Annotated in this window: 17 protein-coding genes; 9 read left to right on the top strand and 8 right to left on the bottom strand. The window is 67.3% G+C overall.

What is annotated here, in order from left to right; translation table 11 throughout:
• Positions 1-25 precede the first annotated feature (25 nt).
• On the bottom strand, positions 26-2,308 hold the full coding sequence (gene parC, locus EG799_RS12520) for a DNA topoisomerase IV subunit A (protein ID WP_123881791.1): 2,283 nt from the start codon (positions 2,306-2,308) through the stop codon (positions 26-28).
• A 103-nt stretch (positions 2,309-2,411) separates the two neighbouring features.
• Between parC and EG799_RS12515 the strand changes: the two genes are divergently transcribed.
• Both EG799_RS12515 and EG799_RS12510 read left to right on the top strand, forming a co-directional pair.
• Positions 2,412-2,966 (top strand): type 1 glutamine amidotransferase domain-containing protein, encoded by a 555-nt coding sequence (locus EG799_RS12515; RefSeq protein WP_123881788.1) that lies wholly within the window; start codon positions 2,412-2,414, stop codon positions 2,964-2,966.
• Positions 2,967-3,109: 143 nt separating this feature from the next.
• Positions 3,110-4,975: an autotransporter domain-containing protein gene (locus tag EG799_RS12510; RefSeq protein ID WP_123881785.1), complete on the top strand. Its 1,866-nt coding sequence runs from the start codon at positions 3,110-3,112 to the stop codon at positions 4,973-4,975.
• 6 nt (positions 4,976-4,981) lie between these two features.
• Here EG799_RS12510 and EG799_RS12505 read toward each other — a convergent pair whose 3' ends face one another.
• The 3 genes from EG799_RS12505 to EG799_RS12495 form a co-directional block, all read right to left on the bottom strand.
• Complete coding sequence (locus EG799_RS12505) at positions 4,982-5,311, bottom strand: 2Fe-2S iron-sulfur cluster-binding protein (protein ID WP_123881782.1); 330 nt, start codon at positions 5,309-5,311, stop codon at positions 4,982-4,984.
• Between the two features lie 5 nt (positions 5,312-5,316).
• On the bottom strand, positions 5,317-6,390 hold the full coding sequence (locus EG799_RS12500; protein ID WP_123881779.1) for a cysteine desulfurase family protein: 1,074 nt from the start codon (positions 6,388-6,390) through the stop codon (positions 5,317-5,319).
• Between the two features lie 189 nt (positions 6,391-6,579).
• Positions 6,580-7,647, bottom strand: coding sequence for a cysteine desulfurase family protein (locus EG799_RS12495; protein WP_267900638.1), 1,068 nt, complete (start codon positions 7,645-7,647; stop codon positions 6,580-6,582).
• A gap of 91 nt (positions 7,648-7,738) precedes the next feature.
• On the opposite strand from EG799_RS12495, the gene EG799_RS12490 reads away from it, so the two are divergent.
• The gene (locus EG799_RS12490) at positions 7,739-8,395 is read left to right on the top strand and encodes an alpha/beta hydrolase (protein WP_123881776.1); all 657 of its coding nucleotides are present in this window, start codon (positions 7,739-7,741) and stop codon (positions 8,393-8,395) included.
• A gap of 143 nt (positions 8,396-8,538) precedes the next feature.
• Positions 8,539-9,249, top strand: a complete 711-nt coding sequence (locus EG799_RS12485; protein ID WP_123881773.1) for a TonB family protein — start codon at positions 8,539-8,541, stop codon at positions 9,247-9,249.
• 3 nt (positions 9,250-9,252) lie between these two features.
• On the opposite strand, the gene EG799_RS12480 is transcribed toward EG799_RS12485, so the two are convergent.
• The gene (locus EG799_RS12480) at positions 9,253-9,459 is read right to left on the bottom strand and encodes a hypothetical protein (protein ID WP_123881771.1); all 207 of its coding nucleotides are present in this window, start codon (positions 9,457-9,459) and stop codon (positions 9,253-9,255) included.
• An 81-nt stretch (positions 9,460-9,540) separates the two neighbouring features.
• On the opposite strand from EG799_RS12480, the gene EG799_RS12475 reads away from it, so the two are divergent.
• On the top strand, positions 9,541-11,394 hold the full coding sequence (locus EG799_RS12475; protein ID WP_123881768.1) for a DUF885 domain-containing protein: 1,854 nt from the start codon (positions 9,541-9,543) through the stop codon (positions 11,392-11,394).
• A gap of 130 nt (positions 11,395-11,524) precedes the next feature.
• Entirely contained in the window at positions 11,525-11,686 is a 162-nt protein-coding gene (locus EG799_RS14045) for a hypothetical protein (protein WP_158611075.1), read from the top strand.
• 12 nt (positions 11,687-11,698) lie between these two features.
• Here the strand turns inward: EG799_RS14045 and EG799_RS12470 are convergent, their stop codons facing one another.
• The 3 genes from EG799_RS12470 to EG799_RS12460 all read right to left on the bottom strand — a co-directional run bounded on the left by EG799_RS12470 (position 11,699) and on the right by EG799_RS12460 (position 14,790).
• Complete coding sequence (locus EG799_RS12470; RefSeq protein ID WP_123881766.1) at positions 11,699-12,508, bottom strand: glutaminyl-peptide cyclotransferase; 810 nt, start codon at positions 12,506-12,508, stop codon at positions 11,699-11,701.
• Positions 12,509-12,547: 39 nt separating this feature from the next.
• Positions 12,548-13,057 (bottom strand): DUF937 domain-containing protein, encoded by a 510-nt coding sequence (locus EG799_RS12465; RefSeq protein WP_123881763.1) that lies wholly within the window; start codon positions 13,055-13,057, stop codon positions 12,548-12,550.
• A 125-nt stretch (positions 13,058-13,182) separates the two neighbouring features.
• Positions 13,183-14,790 carry a phosphoenolpyruvate carboxykinase gene (locus EG799_RS12460; protein ID WP_234029151.1) on the bottom strand — a complete coding sequence of 536 codons (1,608 nt, stop codon included), beginning with the start codon at positions 14,788-14,790 and terminating at the stop codon, positions 13,183-13,185.
• 246 nt (positions 14,791-15,036) lie between these two features.
• On the opposite strand from EG799_RS12460, the gene EG799_RS12455 reads away from it, so the two are divergent.
• From EG799_RS12455 to EG799_RS12445, 3 genes are read left to right on the top strand one after another with little or no spacing between them, the layout of a single operon-like run.
• Positions 15,037-15,828 carry a response regulator transcription factor gene (locus EG799_RS12455; protein ID WP_123881757.1) on the top strand — a complete coding sequence of 264 codons (792 nt, stop codon included), beginning with the start codon at positions 15,037-15,039 and terminating at the stop codon, positions 15,826-15,828.
• A complete protein-coding gene (locus tag EG799_RS12450) occupies positions 15,821-17,383 on the top strand; it encodes a stimulus-sensing domain-containing protein (protein ID WP_123881754.1) in 1,563 nt (520 codons plus the stop codon). Before EG799_RS12455 ends, EG799_RS12450 begins: the two co-directional genes overlap by 8 nt.
• A complete protein-coding gene (locus EG799_RS12445; RefSeq protein ID WP_123881751.1) occupies positions 17,380-17,814 on the top strand; it encodes an HPr kinase/phosphorylase in 435 nt (144 codons plus the stop codon). The genes EG799_RS12450 and EG799_RS12445 overlap by 4 nt, the downstream gene beginning before the upstream one ends.
• Positions 17,815-17,830 lie beyond the last annotated feature (16 nt).

The raw sequence follows: 17,830 nt of genomic DNA, 5'->3' as shown, positions 1-17,830 counted from the left end.
GGGAAGGTCGGCCACAGGCGTTGCGTCAGAACCGGTTGTCCTTGGGAAAGCCGTTCGGCGGCAAGCGTCCCGCGGCGCCTCTCGCCACCTTCCACATGCCGATCTCGTTTTCGGTGCGGGTGCGGCCCGTGTCGCCGCCCATTGCCCAGCTGAGCCCGTCCTCCAGCCGGAAGGTCGTCGCGTCCGACAGGCCGCCGTCGCGGTAGCGTTGCAGGGTGACGCCCTGCCCGCGCTGCATGACGGGCATCTCCTCCAGCGCGAACACCACCAGCTTGCGGTTCTCGCCCACCACGGCGACGTGGTCGTCCGCCGGATCGACGGGGCGGGCGACCAGCAGCTTCGCATCGCCCTTGAGATTCACCACCTGCCGGCCCTTGCGCGTTTCGGCCAGCAGTTCATCCGTCACCGCGACGAAACCCTTGCCGATGGTGGAGCCGAGCAGCACCTGCTTGCCCTTCTCGTGAACCACGACCGACACGATCTGCGCGCTCGCCTCGATATCCAGCGTATTGCGGACCGGTTCGCCGAACCCGCGCGCACCCGGCAGCTTGTCCGCGCCCAGCGTGAAGAAGCGACCGTCATCGGCGGCCAGCAGCAGCTTGTCGGTCGTCTGCGCGTGGAGGATGAAGGCGGGACCGTCGCCTTCCTTGTACTTGAATTCCTGATCGAGCGGGACATGGCCCTTTGCCGCGCGCACCCAGCCCTTCTGCGAGAGGACGACCGTGATCGGCTCCTTCTCGATCATCGCGCCGGGATCGTATTCGACCGTCGGTTCCGCCTCGGCGATCGTCGTGCGCCGGGCGCCGAGCGCGGTATCAGGGCCGTATTCCCTGCGCAGCGCCGCCATGTCCTTCTTCAGCCGCGTTCGCTGCCGGGCCGGACTGTCGAGCAGCTTCGTCAGCTCCTCCTGCTCCTTCAGCAATTCGTCCTTCTCGCGGCGAAGCTCCATCTCTTCCAGCCTGCGCAGCGACCGCAGCCGCATGTTGAGGATGGCCTCGGCCTGCCGGTCGGTCAGCGCGAACTCTGCCATCATCACAGGCTTGGGCTCGTCCTCGCTGCGGATGATCTGGATCACCCGGTCGAGGTTGAGGAAGGCGATGATGTAGCCTTCGAGCAGTTCCAGCCGGTCGGCGATCTTGGCCAGCCGGTGCGCGGTGCGGCGCTGGAGGATCTCGATCTGGTGCGCGATCCAGTTCGAAAGCAGTTCCTTGAGCCCCATGACCATCGGCGTGCGCGTGTGGTCGAGCACGTTAAGGTTGAGGCCGAAACGGGTTTCCAGATCGGTCAGCTTGTAGACCGATTCCCGGAGCAGTTCGGGATCGACGTTGCGGCTGCGCGGCACGAGCACGATGCGGATGTTCTCGTCGCTCTCGTCGCGCACGTCCTCCAGGATCGGCAGCTTCTTGTCGGCGATGGCGGCGGCGATCTGCTCGATCAGCTTGCCCTTGGGCACCTGGTAGGGGATTTCGGAGATGACGAGCTGCCAGCCGCCGCCCTTGATCCGCTCGATCCCGGCCTCGCGATCCGCCTCGCTCTCGGCCTCGGCCGCGTGGAAGCGGCCGCGCACCCGGAAGCTGCCGCGCCCGGTCTCGTAGGCGGCGCTGATCGCCTCCTCGCTATCGACCACCAGGCCGCCGGTGGCGAAATCCGGCCCCTTGAACACCTCCATCAGTTCCGCGTGGGTGACGTCCTTGTTGAACAGCACCATCTCCGCCGCGTCGAGCACCTCGGCGACATTGTGGCTGGGGATGCTGGTGGCCATGCCCACGGCGATCCCGCTGGCCCCGTTCGCCAGCAGGTTCGGAAACAGGCCCGGCATCAGCGCCGGTTCCTGCTCCTCGTTGTTGTAGGTCGGGACGAAGTCGACCGTGCCTTCGTCGAGCCCGTCCATCAGCTGCATCGCGGTGCGCGTCAGGCGGCATTCGGTATATCGGTAGGCGGCGGCGTTGTCCCCGTCGACATTGCCGAAATTGCCCTGCCCCTCCACCAGCGGATAACGCAGCGTGAAGGGCTGCGCGAGGCGCACCATCGCGTCGTACACCGCGACATCGCCGTGCGGGTGATACTTGCCGATGACGTCGCCCACGACGCGCGCCGATTTCTTGAAGGTGGAATCGGGCGACAGGCGCAGCTGCCGCATGGTCCACAGCAGGCGGCGGTGGACCGGCTTCAGCCCGTCGCGCAGGTCCGGCAGGGAACGCGCGGTGATGGTCGACAGGGCATAGACGAGATAGCGCTCGGACAGCGCGCTCTCGAAGCTTTCCGGGACGATGCCGTCCGGTGAATCGGGCGTTTCGATGGTGGCCATGCGGCTCGCCCTAACACCGGCACGGCTGGCGGAAAAGCGCGGAACGGCGCGCTTTCCCCACCCGTTGAAGGGGCAAACACTCAGACAGAAGGAGTATCATCTCATGGCCCAACGTATCATGATCCTCGCCACCGACGGTTTCGAGCAGTCGGAACTCGTCAAGCCCAAGAAGATATTCGAGGACGCCGGCTACGAAACCGTCGTCGTCAGCCCGGACAGCGGCCAGATCAAGGGCTGGGACCAGGACCATTGGGGCGATAGCGTCGATGTCGATCTCACGCTGGACGAAGCGACCTCGGGTGAGTTCGATGCGATCGTCATGCCCGGTGGCCAGATCAACCCCGACAAGATGCGGCTGGAGGACAAGGCCGTCGAACTCGTCCGCAGCTTCAACTCCGATGGCAAGCCGGTCGCCGCGATCTGCCACGCACCCTGGCTGCTGATCGAGGCGGGCATCGTCGAGGGCAAGACCGTGACCAGCTGGCCGAGCGTGCGTACCGACCTGAAGAATGCCGGCGGTAACGTGGTCGACAAGGAAGTGGCCGTCGATGGAAACATCATCACCAGTCGCAAGCCCGACGACATCCCCGCCTTCGCCAATGCCGTCATGGACATGCTGAAGGAGCGGATGACGCAGGACGAAATGGCGACCGCCTGACACAGGTCCGTCCGGTCCGAAACGCGAACCGGAAACCATGCAAGACCCCGCCGCGAACCGTCGCGGCGGGGTTTCTTGTGCGTCCTTCGTGCAACATCGGCCGGCGATCGACAGGCCGCGTTCGACATACCGGCCGTTCAGACTTGCGCGCGACAGGGAAAAGCGACACCATCGCCGCAGTTCCGCCCGTTCGGAACGACAAGACGGTCAGGCAAGAGCCGGCCGAAGGGAGAGACCATGAAGCATCTCCATCGCGGGCCGCGCTGACGACCGCCATCGCCTTCAATCTGCTCGCCGCCGGCGGTGTCGCCGCGCAGGACAATGACGGACTGGACGTGGCGCGCGTCATCGTCTTCGGCGACAGTCTCGCCGATGGCGGGTTCTACCAGCAGTTCCTGCCGCTGCCGCCGGGCGAGGGAAGCTTCACGACCAACCCCGATCCGGTAGCGCCGGAGGTGTTCGCGGCGCTGCTCGGCTACGATCTCAACCCGGTCTACACCGTGGGCGGCACCAATTACGCCATCGGCGGCGCGCGCGTCGCCCTGCCTACGCCAACCTCGCCGCTGGCCATTCCGATCGCCTCGCAGATCGACAACTACCTCGCTGCCGGCGGCACGTTCGAACCGGGCGATGTCGTCTATATCCAGGGCGGCGGAAACGACTATTTCGCGTTCCTCGCGGGCGGCGGCACCGATCCGAGCCTGTTGACCAATGCCGCCAACATCTTGGCGGCGCAGGTGAAGCGGCTGGAGGATGCGGGCGCCGACCGCATCGTGACGCTGGCGATCCAGTCCGACAGCGCGGGCCTCGACCTGTTCAACGACACCTACGAGGCGGCGCTTGCCGCCAACGGTGCGAACGTCCTCTATTTCGATACCGCCATGCTCTTCAACGAGATCGTGGCGAGCCCCGGCACCTACGGGATCACCAATATCACCGATCCCGCCTGCACCGGCTCTTCCCTGACCTGCGGGCCGGAGGACTACGTCGAGCCCAACGCCAACCTCACCTATCTGCAGGCGGACGATGTCCACCCCGCCGGAATCACCCAGCGCATCGAGGGGCAGGCCATCGCCAGCCTGTTTTCGGGCTTCACCCTGCCCGGCACCATCGCGCGGGAGGGGCAGCGCGCGATCCGGGTGCAGCGGATCCAGTACGAAGGCGTGCAGCGCAACGGCCTCAATCCGGGCGGCGGTCTGTCGCTGTTCGGCAATGCCAGTTACGACCGCATCAGCGATTCGGGCGCCGGCGCGTTGACACAGGACGCGGTGGGCGGCACGATCGGCGTCGCCTACGATGCGCCGCTCGGTGTCGGCGTGGGCGTCGCGCTGGGCTATCGCCACGGCGACGGGTCCATCGCGGGCCGCGGCGACATGGGCGACCTCGATACCGACACCTTCACGCTCAGCGCCTTCGGGCGCGCCGCGCTCGGGCCGTTGCACGCGATCGCCGATGCCACCTATGGCGAAGGCGATGTCGATCTGGAGCGGACCATTCCGCTCGGCCCCGCGCTGCGGGTGCAGGCCAGTTCCACCGATACCACGCTTTACGGCGCGCGCGGCGCGGTCGGGTTCGACGCGATCACCCTGCCCGTCCGCATCGGTCCGGAAATCGGGCTTGCTTACGAAAAGGTGAAGGTCGACGGCTTTACCGAAGACGGCGGCTATTCCACGTCGCTGGCGGTGGACGGCCTCGACTACGAGAGCCTGACGGGCCGCGCGGGCCTCGTCGCCTCGGCCCCGCTGACCGCCGGGACGGGGCTGTTCGCCCGGCTGAGCTACGTTCGCGAGTTCGAGGACGACGACATCGCCTTCACCGTCACACCGACGGGGGCGCCGGTGTCCTATACCTCCAGCTACGCCTATGGCGACCGCGACTATGGCGAGTTCGCCGCGGGTATTTCCGGAACGATCGGCCCGGTCGGCGTGCGCGCCGGCGGGGGCGCGGAATTCGGGCGCGACGACTTCACCGGAGTCAACGTCTATGCGGGGGTCACGCTGCCCTTCTGATCCGGGCTAGAACCCCTGCGCGTCGTTGCTGTCGGCGGGAATGCCCACCTCCAGTCCGTCCATCGCCTCGGTCAGCACGATCTGGCAGGACAGGCGGCTGGTGGCGTGAACGTCGGCGGCGAGGTCGAGCATGTCCTCCTCCTCCTCGCTGGCGGCGGGCAGCCGCGCGAACCATTCGCGCGCGACGATGACGTGGCAGGTCGAGCAGGCCATCTGCCCCTCGCACGTTCCTTCCAGCGGCATTCCGGCGCGCTGGCCGACCTCGAGCAGACGGTCGCCCGGTGCGGCCTCGACTGCGACCCTGTTGCCGTCGCGGGTGATGAAGGTGACGTCGATTGTCGCTATCCCTGCTGCGATGCAGCATCATTGATTTTTTTCGCCGCCGCTTCAAGTTGTTCCATGTCGGTATAGCGCCCGAACCCCAGGCGGATCGAACTTTTGGCCTGCTTCGCCGACAGGCCGATGGCCTTCAGCACGTGACTGGTGCGCCCCGACCCGCTGGCGCAGGCGGAGCCGGCGGAGAACATCACGTCGCGGCAATCGCTCATCAACCGGTTCACGTCGAGCTCGCCGCGCCGGATGTTGAGATTGCCGTGCCAGCGCGCCTCGGCACTGCCGTTCAACTCCCAGTCCGCGAACAGGTCGCGCGCGCGGTCCCATAGCGCCTCGACGTGGGCGGCGTCCTGCTCCATTCGCTCCTTCGCCACGGCCGCCGCCGCGCCGAAGCCCGCGCACAGCGCCGGGCTGAGCGTGCCGGAGCGAATGTCCGCCTCCTGCCCGCCGCCGGTCTGCTGCGGTTCCAGCTCCACGCCGTTGCGCACCCACAATGCGCCCACGCCCTTGGGGCCGTGAATCTTGTGCGCGGAAACGGCGATCATGTCGGCGCTGACGACCGGCACCTTGCCGTAGGCCTGCACCGCGTCGCACAGATAGAGCGCATTCGCCGCCCTGGCCTTGCGATGGAATTCGACCGTGGGCTGGATCACGCCGATCTCGTTGTTGATCTGCATGACGCACACCAGCTTGGTGTCGTTCGGGATGTCCTGCTTCACGTTGCACTGCCCGTCCTTGGCGACGTTCAGTTCGTGCGCCTTGCCGATGGCGTGGGCGGTATCGAGGACTGCGGCGTGTTCGATGGCGGACACGCTGATAGCGCCCTTTCCGGGGCATCCGCGCATGGCGAGGTTGATCGCCTCGGTCGCGCCTGAGGTGAAGATCACGCGGCCGCCGGCGGGGAACAGCGCCGCTACCTGATCGCGCGCCAGATCGACGGCGGCGGCGGCCTGCCGGCCCATGCGGTGCGGCGAGTGCGGATTGCCGAAGCCGGTCCCGTCCGGCCCGTCCAGCCAGCGCAGCATGGCATCGCGCGCTTCCGGCGCGAGCGGGGTGGTTGCCTGGTAATCGAGATAGATCATGCAGCGGCGTGTACGCGAAGATGACGAAATTGACAGTATGACAACCGCCAGAGGGCGGCCAATTCGCGCGGAATTGCGCGGGTTTGCACCGCTGCGGTGAAATTGACACGGCAGCGGACGAAAACGGGAGAGCGAGGGGTCAACATCCGCTTCCCATAGGCATGGGGGGACCCGATAGGAAAGGGCCGCCTAGGCAAACGAGCGCCAGACCTCCGCAAAGGCGTCGATATCCCCGGGGGTGGTATTCCATCCCAGCGAGACGCGGATGGTCCTGTCGGCGACGTCCCGGTCCGCACCCATTGCCTCCATCACGTGACTGGTCTTCATCGTCCCGCTGGAACAGGCGCTTCCCTGCGACACGGCGAACCCCGCCATGTCGAAACGCATGACCTGCGCGGTGGCGGACATGCTCGGCAGGGCGAGCGCGTTCACGAACGGCGTGGGGTCGGACAGGCGATCGGCCCACCATACGCCGCCCGCTTCGCGAACCGTCGTCGCCAGCCTTTCGCGTGCTGCGAGCACGTCCTTGCCCAGATAGGGGGCGTCCGCTTCCAGCGCCGCTGCCATGCCCAGCGCGCCGGGCAGGTTCTCGGTACCACGGCGATAGCCGCGCTCGTGACCGCCGACCGGTTCGATGATGGAAAAGTCTGTCAGCAGCAGCGCGCCGATACCGACGGTACCGCCGAACTTGTGGGCCGAGATGATCGCCATGTCGCACGGCGGCAGCGTCACCTTGCCCGCGCTCTGCGCGCAGTCGGCCAGTAGCAGTCCGTCCGCATCATCAACGACACGCACGATCGCCTCCAGATCCTGCCGGTTGCCGGTTTCGGAATTGACATGCTGCACCGCCACCAGGGGGCGCTCGCGCTGCACCGCCTCGCCCAGTATTTCGAGATCGAGCGCGCCATCCACGCCGACCGGCAACCGCTCCGCCTCCTTCGCCGCGCCGAGTATGCAATCGTGTTCCACCGCGCTTACCAGTCGCGCGCCCGCTTTGGCATGGCGCAGGGCGAGCGTCGCCGCCTCGCTCGCGCCGGAGGTGAAGATCAGCTCCCCCTCCCAGCCCAGCGCCGCCTTGCACCGAGCGCGCGCATCCTCCAGCGCGGCCTTCGCGCGGCGGCCCTCGGCATGGGGACTGCTGGGATTGGCCCAGATGGCGAAGCCGTCTTCCATCGCGGCCCGCGCTTCGGGGCGCAGCGGCGTGGTGGCGGCGTGATCGAGATAGAGGCGCTGTTTCAGGTCAGGCTCATGTAACAATTGCGAAAAACGGCACGGTCACTATATAGCCGCGCACCCGCGCTGTGCCACCCGCCCGCGCCCGCCACATCAACGCAGAGCCACCACGCCCATGCCGCACGTCATCTTTCCCGGTCCCGAGGGCCGTCTCGAAGGCCGTTTCTCTCCCGCCCCGCGCCCGCGAGCGCCGGTCGCCATGATCCTGCATCCGCATAGTCAGAGCGGGGGCACGATGAACGAACGCATGACGCAGGCGCTGTTCAAGACCTTCGTCAATCGCGGCTTCGCCACGCTGCGCTTCAATTTTCGCGGCGTCGGCCGCAGCCAGGGCAGCTTCGACAACGGCGTGGGCGAATTGTCCGATGCCGCATCGGCGCTGGACTGGGTGCAGTCGATCCATCCCGAAGCGCAGACGACCTGGGTCGGCGGCGTCAGCTTCGGCGCGCTCATAGGGATGCAGCTGCTGATGCGGCGGCCCGAGATTCGCGGCTTCATCTCCATCGCTCCGCCCGCCAACCTCTACGATTTCAGCTTCCTGGCGCCGTGTCCGGCAAGCGGCATCTTCATCCAGGGCACGGCGGACACCGTCGTGCAGCCCGCCGCAGTGCAGAAGCTGGTCGACAAGCTGCGCACGCAGAAGCACATCACCATCCACCACGAGGAAATCCCGCGCGCCAACCATTTCTTCGAGAACGAGCAGGACGAACTGATGAAGGCGGTTGACAACTATCTCGACTTCCGGCTCGATCCGAGCTGTCCGATCACCTGACGCGCGGGCGATACCGGGACGATACGAAGGGGCGGCGATTGCCGCCCCTTTTTCGATGGCACTTGCCAAACCCGCACGGCTTCGCTTACGTTACAGTATAACATGACTCGCCGGACGGCGGGCGCAACGAGAGGAGCCAGACCATGTCCTATAGCAATGCCAGTCCCGGCGCGCGCGACCGCGCAAAGGGAATCGCCGGCGTCGTCGCCATCCACGCGCTGATCGGGGCAGGTGTCGTCACCGGCCTCTCCATCACCGGCGTGATCGAGGAGGAGGATAAAGGGATCGCCGCGATCTTCACCCCCAGGCCCCAAGACCCGCCTCCGCCCCCGCCCCCGACCGATGCGGCGGACCCGATGGTCGATCCGCCGGTGTCGCCGCCGCCTTCCGCGCCCAGGCCGCCGATCGATCTGGTGGTGAAGAACCCCATCGACGTGGTGCCGGCGACGCCCAGCCTGCCGCAGCCGACCGTTCGCATTCCCATGCCGAACCCTGGCCCGACCGTGCGGGTCGCGCCGCCCGCGCCCGCCGTCACGCCAATGCCCACGGCAACCTTTACCCCGACCTCGCCCAGCCCGAGCAACGGCCCCGCCGGCTGGATCACCAACAGCGACTATTCCGCCAGCGACATCCGCCGCGGCAACGAAGGCACCGCGCGCTATCGGCTGGTCATCGGCAGCGACGGGCGCGTGGATGCATGCGAGATCGTGTCGGGCACGGGCCACGCCAGCCTCGACCGGGATACCTGCCGCCTGATCGAGCGCCGCGCGCGCTTCGATGCGGCGAGAGATGCCTCGGGCGAGCGGGTGGTGGGCACCTATACCGGTTCGGTCACCTGGCGCATTCCGGAATAGGTGCTACTGCCCGGCGGCGGCGGCGCGCTCCGCCATCGAACCGCCGCCCTCCATCGGAGCGAGCCAGATCACCGCGTTGGCGATCATGACCATGCTCAGGACCGCCATGAGGACGGCGCGGCGCCGATCCCCCCGGCGGAACAGGAACACCGCGCCCGCGGCAAGCGCGACGGCGGCGAGGATGACGAGCGAGATGACGAAATCGAACACGGCGCCATTGCGTTAGCGCGAGGGCGCTCGTGCCGCCAGCCCGCTTGCCCCGCGCCGGTTGCGGCGATAACCAACCGGGTCATGACCAAAGCTCTTCCCTTCGCCCTCTCCCGCCGCGCGCTGCTCGCCGGGGGGTCCGTCGCCACCGTCGCCACCATGCTGGGCGGCTGCGCCACCACCGCCGGCAGCCGCCCCGCCGCCAGCTTCGCGACCGGAGAGGCCCTGCTCGACGACATCGCCTGGAACCTGCTGAACAAGGAGCCCACGCGCGCGACGTCGCTGGGCGTCGATACCGGGGAGCATGCCTATCTGCGGAGCGAACTGGGCGTTGCCGGGCCCGATGGCCGGGCCGCCTTAGCCGCGACGCTGGAGCGCGACCTGGCTCGCGCGCGCGCCTACCCCAAGGAGACGCTCGACGCCTCGACCCGCACCAGTTTCGAGGTCGTCGAAAGCGCCTATTCGACCGCGCTCGAAGGCTTCGCGCAGCCCTATGGCGATGTCGCGGTGGGCGGCTGGCGCAACGCGCCCTACGTCGTCATCCAGAATGTCGGCGCCTATATCGACCTGCCGCGCTTCATGGATAGCGACCATCCGGTGAAGGATGCCGCCGACGCGGACGCCTACATCGCCCGGCTGGAGGAAATCCCCGGCGTGCTGGAAGGCGAACTGACCCGCATCCGCGCCGCGCGGGCGATGGGCGTGGTGCCGCCCGCCTTCCTGCTCGACAAGGCCATCCCGCAGATGGAATCGTCCCTCGAGGATGCGCGAAGCGGCGGTTCGCTGGTCGAATCGCTGGTGCGGCGCACGACGCAGGAAGGTATCGCGGGCGACTGGTCGGCCCGCGCCACGCCGATCGTGACGCAGCAGATCGCCCCGATGCTGGAGCGCCAGCTGGCCGAGTTGCGGACCGAGCGGGGCGTGGCCGACAACGACCCGGGCATGTGGTCGCAGCCGGGTGGCAACGACTGGTACGACTGGGCGCTGAAGGCCAGCACCACCACGTCGCTTTCGGCGAACGAGATACACCAGCTCGGGCTCGACACCCTGCGCGACATCCATGCGCGGATGGACCCGATCCTGCGCGACATCGGCTATACCAGCGGTTCGGTCGGTTCGCGCATGACGGAGCTTTCCACCGACCAGCGCTTCAAATTCGCCGAGGGCGACCCGGGCCGGGCGGAGATCATGGCGTTCATCCAGGACCGCATCGCCTGGATACGCGAGCAGATGCCGCGCGCCTTCCGCCGCACGGTGGACGCCAACCTCGAAGTGCGCCGCCTGCCCGTTTCCGAAGAACCCGGCGCCCCGACCGCCTATGGCGGGGCCGGGTCCAAGGACGGCACCATTCCCGGCAAGATGTGGATCAACCTTCGCACCACGGACCTGCACCGCAAGTACGACGTGCCCACGCTGGTCCACCACGAGACGATACCCGGCCACGTGTGGGAAGGCGAATATTCCAACCAGCTCCCGCTCATTCGCTCGATCCTCGCCTTCAACGCGTTCAGCGAGGGCTGGGCGCTCTATGCCGAGCAACTGGCGGACGAACTGGGTGCCTATTCGGACAACCCGGCATGGCGGCTGGGATACCTGCAGGACGCGGCCTTCCGCGCCTGCCGGCTGGTGGTCGATACCGGCCTCCATTCTCCTGACAAGCGTTGGAGCCGCGAGCAGGCGATCCGCTTCTTCATGGAGGAGAACGGCAACAAGCGCGAACAGATCGAAAGCGAGGTCGACCGCTATTGCAGCTGGCCAGGCCAGGCCTGCGGATACATGGTCGGCAAGCTGGAAATCCTGCGCCAGCGCGAGCGGGCGATGGCGGCGCTGGGCGATGCCTACGACCTGCGCGATTTCGATCAGGCGGTCGTCGAGGGCGGCAATGCCCCGCTCGACGTGCTGGCCAAGAACGTCACCCGCTACATCGAACGCGGCTGAGGACCGGAGGGGACGGCGGCAAACCAGCGCGGCGTCGTCCCTGCCGCCGCGTTAGCCATGTCCGTTAGACTGGCGTTAGGCATTGCGGTCCACTTTCCCTTCACCTCGTCACGAGGCGGAGACCCGGCCCATGCTTACCGCTTTCATTCTCCTGTTCGCCCTCGGCCTCATGCTGCTGGTGATGCTCCCCCATTCGAAGAACCGCGCGCAGCGTATCGCCACGCGCGGCGGCGCGGCGATGCTGTTCGGCCTCGGCCTGTTCGGCAGCGTGTTCGCAATGATGGCGGGCTGAGGCGCCTGTCGCCTACGGGGACGGACGGGGCGTGACGCGAATTTCGTAGAGGTTCGACCACAGCTTGCCGGTCACGAACAGGCGGTCGCCTGCAGGATCATAGGCGATGCCGTTCAGCACGCCTTCCCGGTCCGCGTTGGGATTGGCCTCGGCCAGCGGACGCAGGTCGAGAACCCGGTCCACCACGCCGGTTCCCGGGTCGATGCCGACGATGAACCCGGTATGCCAGACATTGGCGAAAACGCGCCCGTCCATCATCTCCAGCTCGTTCAACCGGCCCAGCGGCGTCCCGCGAATGGTGACGTCGATCTTGCGCCGCAGCGTTCCGGTTTCGGGATCGAGAAAACGCAAGGTCGGCGATCCGTCGGAGGCGATCAGGCTCTCCCCGTCGGTGGTGAGGCCCCAGCCTTCGTAATTGTAAGCGTCGCTGGACAGCGGGGCGAGCGTCTCGCGGTCCCAGCGGTGCACCGTGCCGTCCATCCAGGTGAGGCTGACGAGCGTGTCGTTCCACAGCGCCAGCCCTTCCCCGAACTCGCCCGGGGGGATGGCCCGGCGGGCCTCGATCTCCCCGGTGGCAAGGTCGACCCGGCGGATCTCGGACTGCCCTTCGCGCCCGGTGCTTTCGTAAAGAGCGCCGTCATGCCACAGCAGGCCCTGCGTGTAGGCGTCCGGATCGTGCGGATAGCGCGCCACGATCTCGAAATCGTAGAAGGTCGGTTCGGCGGGCGCGGCCGCAGCGACCGGCGGTGCCGTTTCCTGCGCGGCGAGAGGCAGGGCGGCGGCGAGCGGAAGCAGGAGGGCAAGGGGCAGCAGGCGGTTCATGGCGATCGCTGCTCTGCGCCCTCTTACCATGACAGAAGGTTAACGCCGCCCCATCCCCGAGACCGCCTGGCCGAGTATGTTGCCCAGCGGGCCGCCCAGCGCGCCGCCCAGCCCGCCGCCGCCCGCGGGCGCATCGCCCTGCGCGGTCTTCTGGTTCATCATGTAGCCCATCACTGCCATCGCCAGGATGGGCAGCATCTTCTTGAGGATGGCGGAACTGATGCCCGTCGACCCGGCCGCTTCTTCCGCGACGCCGCGGCTGACATCCTTGCTGCCGAAAATCTCGCCCAGAATGTCGTTGCCCGGCTGCCGCGGCGTCGGCTGGCGACCCAGCACCGCATCGAGCAATCCGCCACCTGCGCCGCCGCCCGAGAGGATCTGGCCCAGCCCGCCCAGCCCCGCCGGCGTGGCCGACTGCCGGCCCATTCCCGCGACGAGGGCGGGCAACAGGGCGCTGGCTCCGGCCTGCGCGGTGCGCTCGTCGATGTTCAGCTCGTTCGCCATGCTGGCGATGACGCCCTGGTTTTGCAGCATTTGCGACAGGTTCATGGGACTGATCTCCTTCGCCGCCATCAACGCGCCGCGTCGGGGAAGGTGCCGGGTGAAGGAAACGGGCCCCGCTCCGGGGTTAACCGGGCGGGGCTCTCCTCTCCAACTGGTAGAACCGCGCTGGCCTAGGCCGATTGCGGCGCGGCCTGGCGCACGCCTTCGTCGACATGCGCCGCGAAGGGTTCGAAATTGTCGACGAACAGCTGCACCAGCCGATGCGCGGTGCGATCGTACTCGTCCTTGTCGGCCCACGTCTCCCGCGGGTCGAGAATGGTCTGGTCGATGCCGGCGTCCTCCAGCGCGGGAACGGCAACGGGCACGTCGAAGCCGAAATTGGGATCCTTGCGGTACTCCACGTCATCGAGCCGCCCTTCGAGCGCGGCGTTGAGCAGGGCGCGGGTGGCCTTGATCGGCATGCGGGTGCCGGTGCCGTACTTGCCGCCCGTCCACCCGGTATTGAGCAGCCAGCATTGCGCGCTGCCTTCGGCGATGCGCTTCTTCAGCAGGTTGCCGTAGACCGACGGGTGGCGCGGCATGAACGGTGCGCCGAAACAGGTGGAGAAGGTCGCTTCCGGCTCGGTCACGCCGATTTCCGTGCCGGCGACCTTGGCGGTGTAGCCCGACAGGAAGTGATACATCGCCTGGTCGGGCGTCAGCCGCGAAATCGGGGGCAGCACGCCGAACGCATCGGCGGTCAGCATCACGACGTTGCTGGGGACCGGCCCCATGTTCTCTTCGCTGGTGTTGGGAATGGCGGACAGCGGATAGGCGCCGCGGGTGTTCTCCGCGAGCGAGTTGTCGTCGAGATCGAGCTCGCCGTTCTCGTCCATCACCACGTTTTCGAGCACGGTGCCCGGCATTTTCGTCGTCGCGTAGATTTCCGGTTCGGCCTCGGGATCGAGGCGGATCATCTTGGCGTAGCAGCCGCCTTCGAAATTGAAGACCGCAGTGTCCGACCAGCCGTGCTCGTCATCCCCGATCAGCGTGCGGCTGGCATCGGCGGACAGCGTCGTCTTGCCAGTGCCCGACAGGCCGAAGAATACCGCCGTCTTGCCGTCCGGACCGATATTGGCCGAACAGTGCATCGGCATCACGCCCTTGGGCGGGAGGAGGTAGTTGAGCACGCCGAACACGCTCTTCTTCATCTCGCCGGCGTATTTCGTGCCACCGATCAGGATCAGCTTTTCCGAAAGATTGACCGCGATCACCGTGGCGCTGCGGGTGCCGTGACGCGCGGGATCGGCGCGGAAGCTGGGCAGGTCGATGATGGTGTATTCCGGATCGAACCCGTCCAGCTGCGCCGCGGTCGGGCGGACCAGCATCGTGCGAATGAACAGATTGTGCCAGGCCAGTTCGTTGATCACGCGCACGCGCACCCGGTGCTCGGGCTGCGAACCGCCGAACAGGTCGGCAACGTAGAGCGTGTCCTTGCCGGCCACGGCTTCGAGGAAATCGGCCTTCAGATTGGCGAAGTGTTCGGGCGTCATCGAGGCGTTGACCTTGCCCCACCACACGGTGTCCTCGGTCTGGGCATCGCGGACGATGAACTTGTCGTTGGCGCTGCGCCCGGTATGCTCGCCCGTCTCGACGACCAGCGGACCGTCCTTCGCCAGCCGGCCCTCGCCATTCTTCAGGGCATGATCGACCAGCGCATCGCTTTCCAGGTTGGCGTGTATCGTGGCATCGGTGTCGATGCCCTGGCGGGCCAGCGGGACGGAAAGCGAAGCGGACAAGACAGGCTCCTTGCACGAAAAAAGGTCGCGAATTCCGCGACGCATACGAATGCGTGCGCGGATTCGTCCCTTCGCGCATAGTGAGCGGGAATTGCGGCGTCAATTTGCGCAAACGGCTAATGTAAAGAGGTCTCAAGATGTTAGCGTTATCAATCGACGGGGGACTCTTTTTCCGCGGCAAATGGCGCAGCGGCGTTGTCGGATGACGCGCGAAAAGTTACCTCCGCCGCAACGCTAGAGGAACCCATGACCGATCAATCCACCCCGCACGACCCCCTGGCCACCAAGACCCCCGGGGACGATGCCGCCGCCCCGCCCTTCGAACGGCAGCGCACCATCGCGCTGGTGGACGACGATCGCAACATCCTCACCACCTTGTCGATCGCGTTGCAGGCGGAAGGTTTCGCCACCCGCGTCTATTCCGATGGGGAAGCGGCACTGGCGGCGTTGCAGGACAACCCCCCGGACCTCGCCGTGTTCGACATCAAGATGCCGCGCATGGACGGGATGGAGCTGCTGCAGAAGCTGCGCGCGAAATCCAGCCTGCCGGTGATCTTCCTGACCAGCAAGGATCAGGAGGAGGACGAGGAGGCGGGCCTGGCCATGGGGGCGGACGATTACATCGCCAAGCCGTTCAGCCAGCGCCTTCTCCTCGCCCGCATTCGCGCGATCCTGCGGCGGGCCGCACCCCTGGCGGAAGGCGATCAGCCCGGCGCGGCGGCGGCGGGCGGCGGCCAGTTGATCGCGCGCGGACGGCTGACGATGGACCCGGCGCGCCACCAGGTGACGTGGGATGGGCGCAACGTCTCGCTGACCGTGACCGAGTTCCTCATCCTGGAGGCGCTCGCCCAGCGTCCCGGCGTCATCAAGAGCCGCAATCAGCTGATGGACGCGGCCTATCCCGACGACGTGTTCGTGGATGATCGCACGGTCGATTCGCACATCAAGCGCCTGCGCCGCAAGTTCCGCGCGGTGGATGACGACTTCTCCGCGATCGAAACCTTGTACGGGGCAGGCTACAGCTTCTCCGATGGCTGAGGAGGGCGTCCATGCGAGCCGGCTGGAACGGCTCGCCTTCCCCCTCGGCCGCTCGCTCACCGCGCGCATCCTGGCGGTGAACCTGGTCCCGCTGCTGGTGCTGGCGGGCAGCCTGTTCTTCCTCGATTCCTATCGTCGGCAGCTGCTCGACGAACGCTTCAAGCTCGCCCGGATCGAGGCGCAGATCACCGCCGAGGCGCTGGCCGGCGCGACGGCGGAGCGGCAGAACGCGCTGCTCAGCCAGATCGGCCGCGAACAGCACATGCGGCTGCGCATGTACGATGCCTCGGGCGCGCTGATGGCCGACAGCTTCGAACTCGACGAGCCCAGCTTCACCTTCGACGATCCGGTTGCAGAGCCGTTCATCGAGGATCTCGCGCGGTGGACCGACAACGCCGTGAACCTAGCGGTCGGCGCGCCCTCCCCGCCCCCTTATGCCGAGCCGGCCGATACCAATGCCGATAGCTGGCCCGAACTCGCCCGCGTGCGGCAGCAGGGGCTGACCCAGATCGAACTGCGCCGCGCACCCGACAACACCCCCGTCATCAACGCCGCGGCGCCGGTCGGCATCAACGGGGCGAGCCTGCTGACCACGCGCAACGCGACCGACATCACCCAGGCCGTCCGCAGCGCGCGCAGCAGCCTGACGACGATCATCCTGCTGGCGCTGGGTGTGTCGATCATTCTTTCGCTCTACCTCGCCTCCACCATCATCCAGCCGCTGCGCCGCCTGGTGCTGGCGGCATCGCGCGTCCGGCTCGGGCGCGAGCGCGAGGTGGAGGTTCCGCGGATGGACGAGCGCGCCGACGAGATCGGCCTGCTCGCGCGTTCGGTATCCGACATGACCAGCGCCCTTCGCCACCGCATCGACGCGGTCGAGACGTTCGCCGCCGACGTCGCGCACGAGATCAAGAACCCGCTCGCCTCGCTGCGCAGCGCCATCGAATCGCTGGGCAAGGTGGACGATCCGGATCTGCGCGAAAGGCTGAACGACATCGCCGCGCACGACGTGCGCCGGATCGACCGGCTGGTGACGGAGATCTCCGATGCGAGCCGCATCGACGCGGAACTGAGCCGGGCGACCTTCCAGCCGGTCGAACTGGCGGACCTGTTCGCCAACGTCATCGCCCGCAAGCAGGATCGCGGCGAAACCCGCGGCTGCCGCATAGAAATGGAACGGGCCTACGCCTCGGCGATGGTTTCCGGCGTGCCGATCCGGCTGGAGCGGGTGGCGGAAAACCTGCTCGACAACGCCATTTCCTTCTCTCCCGAGGGAGGGCGCATCGTGGTGCGCGTGACCAGTCCGGAAGACCGCGTGCAGGCTAGCGTGTGCGACGAGGGACCGGGGATACCCGAAGGCGAGCGCGAGAAGGTCTTTCGCCGCTTCCACTCCCACCGCCCCGAGGAAGAGGATTTCGGCGACCATAGCGGCCTCGGCCTCGCCATCGGTCGAACGATCGCGGAGGCGCATGACGGAACGTTGCGCGTGGCGGACGGCGATTGCGACTCCAGCCTGGGCGGAGCCTGTCTGGTGCTGGACCTGCCGGCCATATGAGCGCGGGGCTGGAGGCGGGTCTGGTCGCCAACGTCACCTGCGTTGCCCTGGAACGGCGCGGCGTGCTGATCCGCGGCGCTCCGGGCAGCGGCAAGTCGAGCCTCGCGCTCGCCCTGATCGACCGCGGGGCGATACTGGTAGGCGACGATGGCGTGATCCTTTCGCGGGTGGACGGATCGGTCCGTGCCTCCCCCCCGCCGCGCATCGCAGGACACCTGGAAATCCGCAATGTCGGCATCGTTCGCGTGCCCGTTTCCGACGCCCTGATCGCGATCGTTCTCGACCTCGTCGACAGCGCGCCCCGCCTGCCCGACGGCGCGGACATCTGCGAGGTGGCGGGCGTGGCGATCCCGCGGCTGGCGCTCTACCCCGATGCGCCCGCCCTCGCCCTGCGCGCGGAGTGGGCGCTGTCCCGCCACGGGCTTGCCTGAGACGAGCCCCTTCACA

The organism is Aurantiacibacter spongiae (assembly GCF_003815535.1).
In the GTDB taxonomy this organism is placed as follows: domain Bacteria; phylum Pseudomonadota; class Alphaproteobacteria; order Sphingomonadales; family Sphingomonadaceae; genus Alteraurantiacibacter; species Alteraurantiacibacter spongiae.
The sequence above is the reverse complement of the archived record's forward strand: the minus strand, read 5'-3'. Positions and strand labels throughout refer to the sequence as shown.